General features: G+C 55.7%; 5 protein-coding genes. 3 read left to right on the top strand and 2 right to left on the bottom strand.

Going from position 1 to position 12,865, the window contains the following annotated elements; genetic code table 11:
* Positions 1-132: 132 nt before the first annotated feature.
* On the bottom strand, positions 133-5,283 hold the full coding sequence (locus H6F59_RS17975) for an adenylate/guanylate cyclase domain-containing protein (protein WP_190703230.1): 5,151 nt from the start codon (positions 5,281-5,283) through the stop codon (positions 133-135).
* 570 nt (positions 5,284-5,853) lie between these two features.
* On the opposite strand from H6F59_RS17975, the gene H6F59_RS17970 reads away from it, so the two are divergent.
* Positions 5,854-6,786, top strand: a complete 933-nt coding sequence (locus H6F59_RS17970) for a tetratricopeptide repeat protein (RefSeq protein ID WP_190703228.1) — start codon at positions 5,854-5,856, stop codon at positions 6,784-6,786.
* Between the two features lie 377 nt (positions 6,787-7,163).
* On the opposite strand, the gene H6F59_RS17965 is transcribed toward H6F59_RS17970, so the two are convergent.
* Positions 7,164-9,506, bottom strand: a complete 2,343-nt coding sequence (locus tag H6F59_RS17965; protein ID WP_190703224.1) for an S-layer family protein — start codon at positions 9,504-9,506, stop codon at positions 7,164-7,166.
* A gap of 737 nt (positions 9,507-10,243) precedes the next feature.
* Here H6F59_RS17965 and H6F59_RS17960 point away from each other — a divergent pair.
* A complete protein-coding gene (locus H6F59_RS17960; RefSeq protein ID WP_199325862.1) occupies positions 10,244-11,209 on the top strand; it encodes a chromate resistance protein ChrB domain-containing protein in 966 nt (321 codons plus the stop codon).
* Between the two features lie 127 nt (positions 11,210-11,336).
* Positions 11,337-12,545: a chromate transporter gene (locus H6F59_RS17955; RefSeq protein WP_190703221.1), complete on the top strand. Its 1,209-nt coding sequence runs from the start codon at positions 11,337-11,339 to the stop codon at positions 12,543-12,545.
* Positions 12,546-12,865 lie beyond the last annotated feature (320 nt).

Here is a 12,865-nt window from a genome sequence, read left to right as displayed (position 1 = left end):
TTTGGAGACTTTTCTTCAAGTGATTTCGATTGGAACTATTTCCTTCGCCGCCCTCTTTTCGATCTGACCGACGCTGGTGACGCGCTACGCCACCATATTCCATTACAGGTTGGCGATTGCCGTTTTCCCGCCTTAGCGTGGCCCTGTCAGCCAGTAGGTGACCATTTCGCCCCAGCCTTTGACGGCGATCGCTCCCCGCCGCTGCAGGTGGTAGCGCCCCTTAAGCTGTTCGTAGGTGGTGGCGGAAACCTGAATTTTACCGCCCTGCCCCTGGGCTTCCATGCGGCTGGCTACATTAACTGTATCGCCCCACAGGTCGTAGGTAAATTTTTTGGTGCCGATCACCCCAGCTACCACGGGCCCCGTATGAATACCAATGCGAATGGCAATGTCTTGAGGGGGCAGCCATTGGGGCAGGGTGGATAGGACCAGGGGTTTCTGAATGGCAGCTTGCATGGCCAGGGCCATATCGGCAATGGCGGCGGCGTGGTCGGGGTGGGGCTCAGGCAAGCCACCGGCCACCATATAGGCATCGCCAATCGTTTTGATTTTTTCTAGGCCGTGCTGATCGCAGAGTTGATCGAACTGAGAAAAGATGTGGTTGAGCAGATCTACTAGCTGTTGAGGAGGAATCTGGCTGGCAAAGCGGGTGAAGCCGACAATGTCGGCAAACAGCACGGTGACCGCGTCAAAACCGTCGGCGATCGCCTGATTCTGCCGTTTGAGCCGCTCCGCCACTGACTCCGGCAAAATGTTGAGCAGCAACCGCTCAGAGAGGGCCTTTTCAGCAGTTAATTCCTGGGTGCGCTCCAGCACCTTTTGCTCCAGGGTGGTGTACAGGCGGGCATTCTCCAGGGAAATGGCCGCTTGGGCCGACAGCAGCTTGAGCAACTCTAGGCGATCGTGGGTAAAGACCTCGGCCACTAGGCGATTCTCTAAATACAAAATGCCGGTGAGCTTGCCCTGGTGGATCAGCGGTGTACAGAGGATCGATTGGGGGCGATGGCGCTGAATGTAAGGATCCTGGCCCAGCGCGGCCTCGGTTGTCTGGTGGGACACCAGGCTGTCCTGGGTGCGCAGCACATAGTTGATCACGCTCACGGGTACCCGGTCGGCCATGGGCAGCGAGGCCAGCACCGTGGTTTCGCCATCGACCTCGCTGGTAGCCTCGATATAAAAGCTGCCCGCCGACTCTAGCATCAGGTGGCCCCGCTGGGCCCCGGCATTTTCCATCAGCACCTCCATCAGCCGGGCCAGCAGTTGGTCCAGTACAATTTCGCTGGCGATCGCTTGGGAGGCCTTCATCAGCGTGCTCAGATCGAGGGCCTGGCCGGAGGTGGATCCAGTAGTGGTGGCGCCGCTGGGGTGCCAGGGGCGCTCCGGGTTGCCACTCTTTGGCAGGTCTACCTGTTCTACTTTGCCCGTTGCCCCCCACCGGTTGTAGGTGTAGCGGGCTTTTTGCCTGTGGCTGCGGGCAAAGTCGGGCTTGTGGCGGCGCTGCCAGAAGTCGGCGGCGCACTCGTGGCCGATGGCCTCATCCTGCAAAAAACCCTGGGCGGCGGCGGCGGCGATCGCCCGGTCGTAGCGGTCGAGGGTGTAATCCAGGGAACTGCCCTGGAGCTGAGCTAGTTCGGCCTCTAGCAGCCAGACCTTGTGCTGGAAGTTGTCGGGGCAGCTGGTGGCCCAGCACTCCAGTTTGGCAAAATGGGTGGCCACCTGCTGCTGGTACTCCGCCCGCTGGCGATCGGTGGCGTTGTGGGCCAGGCGCAGCAAAATCAGCGCCCCGTAGAAGTGCAGCTCGGCGTTGGAGATCACCCCCAAAATATAGTTTTGCAACGCCAGCGCCCGCTCGATGCAGGCCCAGGCCGCCTCATCAGCGTGATACAGGTAGAGCGCTAGGGCCTTGGCAATGGCGTAGCGGCACAGAGCGCTATAACTTTTGTGGGCTTCGCAGGCCTGGAGATAATTGCTTTCGGTCAGGGTTGGCAGATCGAAGCTGAGGCGATCGGCGGTCTGCCCGGCCAGGTTGGCTAGCACCAATTGGTAGCCCTCCAGCACATCGATCGCCCACTGATTGTTCACCCCCTGACAAAACAGCAGTGCCTCCTGCACCCGCTCGGTGAGTTCTGGCAGGGGTTTGCCCTGGGCCATCAAATTGGAGATGCGGTAGCTGAGGGAATAGCCGACGTACTGAAATTCCCCAGATTCCAGACCGGCGCGCACCCCCTCCTGGTTGATTCCATCGGCCAGCCGTAGGGGCTGCACCCAGGAGTGGACGAAATTGCTCAGAATGAAGCAGTCGCGCGATCGCTGGGTGAGGCTCTGGTAGCGATCGCTAAGCTGCATCGAGATCAGGCAAGATTCGTAGCCCGCTGCGTAGTTGCCTAGCACCGAACCCAGTAGGGTGCCATAATTCGAGTAGCCGTAGCACGACTCGGGCCCGTTGCCATACTCCAAAAAGAGGTTCATTGACACGGTGACCACCACCTGCCAGATCACCTGTCGGTATCGGTAGGCCGCCGACCCCATATTCGAGAGCACCTTCACCGCCAGGCGCTGTTCGGCCTCGGTAATTTCCGGCTGATCCAGCAGGGCCGACAGCGGGCGATCGCCCAGGCGAGCTTGAAACTGCCGATATTGCTGCTCAAAGGCCGCCTCGTACTGGTCGGCGGGAAACTCGACTCCCAAAAGCGCCAGAGCCTGCCGCCCGTAGTCTAGAGCAGCAGCGTAGTCGGTTTTGAGAGTAGACTGCACCACCAGCAGGTTGTAGGCCTCCGCCTGGTCAATCACCGCCGTGGCATGGCAGAGAATAGTGTTGAGAATCTGCTTGGAGGTCTCAAAGTTGCCGATCAGGTATTCCACCTCCGCCTGCTCCTGGTGGAGCGCCAGGGTGAGGGCGTACTGCTGATTCCAGGTGGCGGAGGGCAGACAGTCTAACCCCACCGCCAGGTAGCTGTGGGCGGCCTGGTAAGCGGTAGAGGCTTTGGCCTTGCGAGCCGCTCGCAAGTTGAGCTGGGCCAACTCCAGGCGCTCAGCCTCGGTGGACAGCTGCGATCGCCCGATGTTGAGGTGATCCACGATGCTAAACAGAGTCTCATCGCCACCATCGGCCCGGGGGCGACTGGAGCTGTCGTTGAGTAACAGTTGGCCAATTTGCAGGTGCAGTCGCTGCTTCTGCGACTCTGGAATCAGGGCATAGGCCGCCTGCTGCACCCGGTCGTGGAGAAAGCGGTAGGTCTGCATTACCCCCTGGTCGTCGGGTTCACAGGGCGCTAATACCAGCCCCGCCTGAAGGGCAGGCAACAGATCAGCGGCGATCGCCGCCTGTGGCTGCTGGGCGATCACCGCCAGGGTGTTAAGGCCAAAGCCGGACCCGATACAGGCGGCTAACTGCAACATTCCTTGGGTCTTGGGGTCCAGCTTGCGCAGCTTCTCTGTCATCAATTCGACCACATTGTCGGTGATGGCCTGGGCCTGGATCTGGGCAATGTCCCAGACCCAAAGGCGCTGATCCAGATCGAAATGCAGTAAGTTTTCTGCCGCTAGGGTCTTTAAAAACTCGTTGGCAAAGAAGGGGTTGCCGTTGGTTTTGTGGTGAATCAGCTCGGCCAGGGGCCGTGTGCTGTCGGCATCGCTGTGGAGACTGTCGGCCAGGAGCTGGCTGAGGTGATCGACGGTGAGGGGGTGGAGCAGAATCTGGGTGAGGGGCACTCCCCCAGCCGCCAGACCTTTCAGGGCCATAGTCAGCGGGTGGGTGCTGCTGACCTCGTTGCTGCGGTAAGCCCCAATCAGCAGCAGCGATCGGGCGTCGCGATCGCTCAGCATCAGCTGAATCAGCTGCAGGCTACCGGCATCGGCCCACTGCAAATCATCAAGAAAGATCACCAGCGGGTGGGCCGGATCGCTAAGGGCGCGAACAAACGTTTGGAAGACCCGTTGAAAGCGGTTTTTGGTTTCGGCGGGCCCCAGAGCGGACACCGGCTGCTGCGGGCCAATCACCAGTTCTACAGCGGGAATCACCTCGACAATCACCTGGCCACTAGCTCCCAGCGCCGCCCGCAGTTTAGCCTGCCACTGCTGTAAGGCCTCTGGGCTTTCGGTCAGCAACTGTTTGACCAGGTCGCTAAAGGCAGCCGCTAGGGCGCTGTAGGGAATGGTGCGCTGGAGCTGGTTAAACTTGCCAGTAATAAAGTAGCCCCGCCGCTCGGTAATCGGCCGATAGATCTCGCGCACCAGCGTCGTCTTACCAATGCCCGAGTAGCCGGTGACGGTGATCATTTCTGGGCGTTGGGACTGGGCTCCGCTGGCCTCGGTGGTGGCCTCGTTGCCAGTGGCAATGCGGTCAAAGGCCGCCAGCAGCGCGGCCAGATCGTCCTCTCGACCGTAGAGTTTTGGGGAAATGCTCAGCCAGGCAACATAGTCTTCGCGGCCCAGGGGCACCATTGCGATCGCCCCCTGCTGTCGCCACTGGGCCAGGCAATATTCCAAATCTGCCTGCAGGCCCAGGGCACTTTGGTAGCGATCCTCAGGATTTTTGCTCAGCAGTTTGAGCACGATGGCCGACACTAGGGGCGGAATTGCCGGATTGAGGGCTGTGAGGTCGGGGGGCTGCTTGGCCAGGTGGCTGTGGATCAGTTCCAGGGGATCTGCGGCATAGAAGGGCAGCCGCTGGGTCAATAGCTCAAAGCAGGTTACCCCAAGGGAATAAAAGTCGGTGCGGTAGTCTAAAAGCCGATTCATCCGCCCGGTTTGCTCTGGCGAAAGATAGGCTAGGGTGCCCTCTAAAACGTTGGGGTGCTTGAGGTTGGGGCTGAGTTGGTTAATACGGGTGGCAATGCCAAAGTCAATGATTTTGACCTGTCCGGTTTGCCGATTCAAAACAATATTGGCGGGGTTAATATCTTTGTGAATAATATTGGCAGCGTGAATTTGGGCTAGGGCAGCGGTGATAGCGATCGCTAATTCTAAAAATTGCTCTAGGCTGAGGGACTCTTGGTGGATCACATCGCGCAGGGCGATCGCTCCAAAATCTTCCAGAATGATCACCAAGGTTTTTTCGTAGGGTACCAAGCCGTAGGCCCGAACAATGCCCGCCCCGGATAGGCTGCTGAGAATTTCGTACTCCCGCCGGTAGCGAGCTAGCTCGGCCGGTGTCGGGTAGTCTGGGCTGAGCACCTTTAGAATCACGGGCTGGGCGTTAGCTGCCGCTGTAGCTCGATACACCCGCGAGTTAGCGCTCTCGTACAGCAGCGCTTGGGGGTGATAACCGAGCAGTGCAACCATAGACACCTGGACTAAAGATACCTGGACGCAATCTGACTATTTCTCGTTTGACCCAAACTAGAGAAGAGAGAACGAATGCCAGGTTTACAACCGGGAATGCACTCCCAGATTATCACCCCAAACGGCGTTGCTGTATGAGTAAGGTGTTACGAACGGGGCGATGGCCTAATGTTTAAGTACCACCCAAAACCTGACGCCGATGCAGTACCGAGTCCGTAACTGGTCTGAGTATAACGCTGGTCTGAACCAGCGCGGAAGTCTCACCAACTACTGATTGAGGACGTCCTCAATCAGTGGTTAGTAACCATGCCTACAGGACGGCGAGGGGCCACTCAAACTTAAGTGATGGGGCAATTGCAACGGTGGTGGTGACAGCGATAGGCCTCTGCTCTCATCCCTTATCAACCCAGGAAATCTTTGTATGAGAGGGGTTCGATGTATCTCGTCTTAACGAACCAGTGTCCGATCAACTTGTTTACTTAAAGTAGCTTTTCTAGCCTTGTTTGCCTTAGTAACTCCGCAGTACGGTTGAAGCGTCAGCGATAATCTTCTCCCTCCCTTAGAAAGCAGATGCTTCTACCCTCCCTGCGCTTCACCAAACCGTTACTGTTGTTGATTATTCTTCCGCTAGCGCTTCTTACGCCTGTTGCTGTGCCGCTTACACGAGCGCAAGAAAACCGGATCGAAATTGCCCCAATTCACCCATCTAGCATTCGAGATCCTGATATCCTCTTAGACCGAGAAGCCCAGCGCCTTTTGAGCCAAGGTATTAACCAGCATGATGCTGGTCTACATCAAGCAGCTTTGCAATCGTTTCAAGCTGCTTTAGAAGTTTTTCGTCAGAACGGCGATCGGGACGACGAAGCGTATGCATTAAATAGTCAGGGCTTGGTTTACTATGACTTGGGTCAGGACCAACAAGCCGTTAAGTACTTTCAGCAAGCCTTGGCCATTTATCAATCTTTGGATGATAGCTATTACGCAGGGAACGTACAGACCACTCTTGGCCAGGCTTACATTTTCTGGGATCAACCTCAGCAAGCCATTGAGTATCTTCAGCCAGCTTTGTCAAACTATCGAGCCATACGCTATCCCGAGGGGGAAGCGTTTGTAAGCCATCATCTTGGCTTTGCTTACAATTCCTTAGGTCAGCCTCAGCAAGCCATTGAGTATTACCAGCAAGCTTTGCCAATCCTTCAAGCCGAACGCGGGGTTGAAGCGCTGCAAACTACGCTTACAGTGGAAGTGTTTGAAGCAGCAACGCTTGCCAATATGGCGGAGGCGCTAATTGCGCAGAATCAAACCGACTTAGCCATTAACTATTTTGAGCAGTCTGCTGAAGTATATAAACCAATTCGCGAGCAGCTGAGCGAGCCATGGTTTCAACAATATTCTACTGAGTTCATCATCAATACCTACCACCGTTGCGCTGAGATGCTAAGACAGCAAAATCGCCCTCAAGAAGCGCAGCAGGTGCTTGATTTTATCAAGGAAGTGGAATAAAGATAGCCGCGATCGAGCTTAATGATATGCCCCTAAGCGTACTACGGGAAACCCGCATTCTCTCGTTGACTGGTTGTGGCAACAACATATAGGCTAGCTGCGCGCAGGCGATTACTCCACTCTCACTGTGGCGAGTACAGACCAATTCCTGCCTGCACAGTAAAGTTGCTCTTTTATATAGCGAAAAAATTTAAGCCAATATTGCTGTCCTGCCAGTGAGTTTGAAGACCTAATCTCAACCACTGTAGGACTAGAAACAATGCCTTATTCCTACTTCTGTGGCTCACTTTAGATGAGGCGATCGCACTGTACGTAATGCCAGAAGCGGTAAAAACCAGTGAGATTGCACCTCACTGGTTTAATGGGTCGATGAGTGATTAAGCGATCGCCAAACTGGTCAAACTGCCGCTGAAGCCAGTAATCTCAAACACGGCATCGCTAGCCTCTTGAAATCCGGCCGTGTTGTCGTTCAGAGCGACAAAGGCGCGGGAGCCCAAGCTAAAGGTCGCTGCTCGATTGGCTTCAAAGGCACCCGCCGTCAACACAGCACTGATACCGGCCTGATTCAGAGAGGCAACTGCACCTAGCTCTGCTACGTTGGCCGCGTTGACAGCAGTAGGACCATCAATCACATCGGTGCCAATTTTCAGGTCAGTGATGCGGTCGAAGTTGCTCAACAGCGAGTCACTCAAGCTGGAGATGACAAACCTGTCAGCCCCATTACCCCCGGTTAAGCCATCGCCCCCAGCACCGCCCACCAGACGGTCAGCGCCATTGCCACCTACCAGTGTGTCGTTGCCCGCTAGGCCCGATAGGGCGTCGTCACCATTGCCTCCGTTCAAGTTATCGTTGCCTGCGGTGCCGATGAGGGTGTCTTTGCCGTTGCCACCGTTGACGGTTTTGCCCACCGCGATGCTCACCGTAGCGGTATCGCTCGAGCTGCCGTCGCTGAGGGTGTAAACAAAGCTAGCCGTGCCGCTAAAGTTAGCATTGGGGGTAAAAGTGACAAAATCGTCAGCAAAGTCATTGGGGGTGTCATTGTTGCTCAGCGCTACGCTGCCGCCTGTGGCACTGCTCACAGCGGTGACGCGCAGTACGGTGTTGGCATCCGGATCAGTGTCGTTGGCCAGCAGCGCCGTCGCGGAAATTACCAAAGGGGTGCTTTGGTTGGCGGTGAAGCCACTGTCATTGACGGCATCGGGGGCAAGGTTAGGGGCGCTTGCCCTGCCAAACACCACATAGCTCTTGCCAGCCCTATCGTTGCCATTGGCGTTTGCAAAAAGTGCGCCAAGAATCACGTCATCGATGCCATCGTTGTTGATGTCTCCCACCGCGCTGACGGCGGGGCCTATGCTGCTAAACTCATCGGTGCTGTTGATCACAAAGCCGTTGCTGCCGTTGAGAGTAGAGAGGTCGAAGCTGCCCCCGCTGCCCAGGGTTGCTCCGCCAAACACCACATAGCCCTCGTTAGCACCTTCCCGAATGATTAGGTCGTCAATGCTATCGTTGTTGATGTCACCCGCTGCGCTGAGGGAGGTGCCTAAGCGATCGCCCCCGTTAAGGCCGTTGATTCCAAAGCCGTTGCTACCGTTGAGGGCAGAGAGGTCGAAGCTGCCTCCAGCGCCCACACCTGCTCCACCAAATACCACAAAGCTTCTGCCAGCATTAAAGAGGCCGTTGGGGTCTGCCACGATTGCCGCAACGATCAAGTCGTCGATGCCATCGTTGTTGATGTCACCCGCATTGCTGACAGAACTGCCTAAGATGCCACCTGCATCAATACCGTTGATCACAAAGCCGTTGCTGCCATCGAGAACAGAGAGGTTGAGGCTGCCTCCAGCGCCCACGCCGGCCCCACCAAACACCACATAGCTCTTGCCAGCCCCCGCGCTGCTTGGAGGGAGTGCCTTGGGTGCCCCAATGATCAGATCGTCGATGCCATCGTTGTTAATGTCTCCTGCACTGCTGACCGAAAAACCTGAGAAGTCATCCACCTCCGTACCGTTAATCACAAAGCCGTTGCTGCCGTCGAGGCTAGAGGGGTTGAGTCTGCCACTACTGCCCACGCCGGCCCCACCAAAAATCACATAGCTCTCGCCAGCATTAACGGTGCCATTGGGGTCTGCTAGGTTTGCCCCAACAACCAAGTCGTCGATGCCATCGTTGTTGATATCCCCCGCACTGCTGACGGATAAACCTAAGGTGTCAAACTCATCGATGCCCTCAATCACAAAGCCGTTGCTACCGTTAAGGTCAGAGAGGTTGAGGCTGCCACTGCTGCCCACCGTTGCCCCACCAAATACCACATAGCTTTCGCCAGCCCCACTTTTGCCATTGGGGTCTGCTACGAATGCTCCAATGATCAGGTCGTCAATGCCGTCGTTGTTGATGTCGCCCGCACTGCTGACAGATCTGCCTAAGTTGTCCTCCGCAGCGATGCCGTTAATCACAAAGCCGTTGCTGCCGTTGAGGTCAGAGAGGTTGAAGCTGCCGCTGCTGCCCACGCCGGTTCCACCAAAGACCACATAGCTTTCGCCAGCATTACTGTTGCCGTTGGGGTCTGCTCCATCTGCCCCAATAATCAGGTCGTCAATGCCGTCGTTGTTGATGTCGCCTGCATTGCTGACAGAAAAGCCTGAATTGTCATCTGCAGCGATGCCGGTAATCACAAAGCCGTTGCTGCCGTTAAGGTCAGAAAGATTAAGCACGGGATCGAACATAAAAAAGCCTTAAGATAAAATTCAAATTGAGCCCTGAGCAGAACTAGAGACTGTCCATGCGTGAGCTTGAGGCAGGTCTAAACTCAACGGCGTGAGTTGAGCCAAGCGTGATGTCCTGTTCAAACAGAAGCACTCTCCCCTTTCCCTGAAAAATCGAGTTCCCGATGCGGACAAGTGTGCGATTACCCCACAGACCATAAGGTCCACGTTGTTTTAGCCACACCAATACGAGCTTGCTTAGCCAGGACAAGTCGCCTTAGTCTGAATTAATTCATCAGTCAGAATCCGCGTTTTTACGGAAACACTCAAGTGAAAGCTTTGTTCGTGATACAAGTTTTACGGTGATTCACGGAAGATCGCGTCGGGCTCTATAGTTTCTCGTACCTTAACCGTTGCAGAGTACGTTTGCTCCGCAGCAACTCACCCTGCCAGAGCTGCGAGCTCACGATACGGTTCTGCCCGCCCCTTCCTAAGAGCAATGTGCAATCGACACACGGCATTGGGCCGCTACACAAGCTCAGAGACATTGGGCATATCAATTTTGCTAGAAAGGGAAACAACTTTAAGTCCTGATTTAACTGCTTCTCGGGGTATAGGCGGCTCAAGGCCATTGGTCACCATCAGCGCGTCGCCAGCCCTTTTAAAGGTCAATAGCCCCAGCCAAGCCAGCGTGTAGCAACACCTGTTGCTCCTTATAGCTATATCCGTTACTCTGGCCTTTGAGTAGAGGTCATAGCGTGAGCTGGCTGGTTTTTTCCTATTCTTTGCCCTCAAAGGCCTCGTCGAGCCCGAGGGTAACCCTGTGGCGGCGGCTGAAGCGGCTGGGGGCGATCGCCTTCAACAGTGTTCAGGTGCTGCCCGATCGCGATGAGTGCCTCGAAGCGTTTCAGTGGCTAGCCCAAGAGGTGCAAAAAGCCAGTGGAGAAGCACTGATTATGCGGGTTGAGCAGTTTGAGGGCCTATCCGACTCCGAGATCGTCGAGCGGTTTCGAGCCGCTCGACGCGACGACTACGCCGAGCTAGCGACCCAGGCTACAGCGCTGGCTAGCTCCCCTGCCTCTGATGCCCAGGGTGATTTACACGAGCGCCTCGAAAAGCTCTACAAGCACTATGCTGACATTCGCCGCATCGACTTCTTTGACTGCCCTGAAGGGGCGCAGGTGATGGCCCGTCTCAACCAGATTGCTGAAGACCTTACGCCTGTATCGGAGGCGATCGCCATTGTCGCCGCTGCCCTAGACCAGTATCAGCAGCGATCGTGGGTAACTCGGCCCCGTCCCCATGTGGATCGCCTGGCCTGCATCTGGCTGATTCGTCGATTTATTGACCCCAAGGCTGTGATTCGCTACGCCAAAACGGCGGCAGCTGACGAAGTCACCTTTGATATGGACAAAGGCGACTTTCAGCACCAGGGCAATCTGTGCACCTTTGAGGTCATGGTTAAAGCCTTTGGTTTAGACAATGATCCAGCTCTGCAGGTGCTGGGTCAGATTGTGCATGAAATTGACCTGCGCGATGGTCAATACCGCCAGCCCCAGACTGCGGGGGTCGATGCCCTGCTGCGGGGCTGGCTGCTGACCGATTTCTCTGACACTGCCCTAGAGTTACACGGTATTGCTCTGTTTGAGGGGCTGTACGCAACCTTGGCTCAGGAGCGGGCCATTCCGCTAGGTTCCTCCGCCCCTCAAGCCGCTGAGCGGTAAACTGAGACAGGCGCATCAAATTTTGTGCAACACATGTTGCTTACAAGATAAACAAGCATTACAGTTTTGACTGAGCATCTTCTGAATAGTTTCAGAGAAATTGTTCTGTCACCAGAGGAATCACCCCATGGCCGAGGCCCCACTGCCAGCAAACCAGCACCCCGAACTGTCGCCGCCGCCCTACTCGCTGGGGCAAATGGTGCTGTACTTTCTCAAGTTGGGCACCTGGGGATTTGGTGGCCCCATTGCCCTAGTGGGCTATATGAAACGCGACCTGGTGGAAGAGCGCGGCTGGATCTCTGAGTCTGACTACAAAGAAGGGCTATCTCTGGCGCAGTTGGCCCCTGGCCCCCTAGCGGAGCAGCTGGCGATCTATATGGGCTATGTCCACTATGGCACTCTGGGCGCAACGCTGACGGGGCTAGTCTTTCCCCTACCAGCCTTTTTAATGGTGCTGGGGCTGGGGTGGGCCTACACAATTTATGGGGGCCTGCCCTGGATGCAGGCCATTTTTTACACGGTCGGTGCCACGGTCATCGGCATCATTGCCAACAGCAGCTACAAGCTCACGGTCAAAACTATCGGCCAAGACTGGCTGTTTTGGGCGATTTACATTGTCTCAGCGGCGGTCACGGTAATCACCGAGTCTGAAAAAATTGCGCTGATTTTGGCGGCGGGGGTGCTGGTGTGGTTAGTGAAGGCTCCGCCCAAGCAGTGGCGGCCTAAAAGGCTATCTAGTTTTGCTGCAGTGCCTTTCCTGCCGACTCTGATGGCTGTTCCAGTCACCGATCCAGGCATCCTCTGGCAAATCTTCACCTTCTTTGGCAAGGCAGGGGCGTTTGTGTTTGGCAGTGGCCTAGCGATTGTGCCTTTTCTCTACGGTGGATTGGTAAATGAGTTGCAGTGGCTGAATTCTGAACAGTTTGTCGATGCCGTAGCGGTGGCGATGATTACACCAGGGCCAATTGTTATTACGGTTGGATTTATTGGGTTTCTGGTAGCGGGGTTAGCCGGAGCAATTGTGGCGACCCTGGCGACGTTTCTACCCTGTTATCTATTTACGATTATTCCAGCACCGTACTTTAAGAAGCATGGCAAGCAGCCAGGGGTAGCGGCCTTTGTCGAAGGGGTGACGGTAGCGGCGATCGGGGCAATCACCGGAGCGGTGGTGGTGCTTGGGAAGCGATCGCTGGTAGATATTCCCACAGTCATCGTGGCTGTTGTCACCCTAGCTTTGCTGCTGATCTTCAAAAAGAAGCTGCCTGAGCCACTCATTGTGCTGGTTTCCGCTCTGCTGGGTCTGGTCATTTACCCTCTCACCCATCCAGCTTTATAAAGTTGAAAGCCATTAGGAGCTGGCCCATTGCTGGCTCGGGTGTAAAGGTGTAGTTGTCCCGCGCTGCAACTACTCTGCGACTGGATCTTTTACAGAAACCATTTCTATAGAACGCAAATAGTCTCTAAGCAGCATCACGATCTCTCGGCAGCTCTTTGTAACCGCTGAGCAGGGTGTCTATGACACCCTGCTCAGCGGTTGACTATTCCTACTCTAAATGGGTCTTTTGAGCACCGCTCTCCTGCTTGAGACAATTAGGCAATGATCTGCAAGGTCTGTGTATTTATAACCCTTGCCCCAAAACCTACTATGAACCCATG

This window comes from Nodosilinea sp. FACHB-141 (genome assembly GCF_014696135.1).
Classification (GTDB): domain Bacteria; phylum Cyanobacteriota; class Cyanobacteriia; order Phormidesmidales; family Phormidesmidaceae; genus Nodosilinea.
This window is presented reverse-complemented; position numbering and strand designations above follow the sequence as displayed.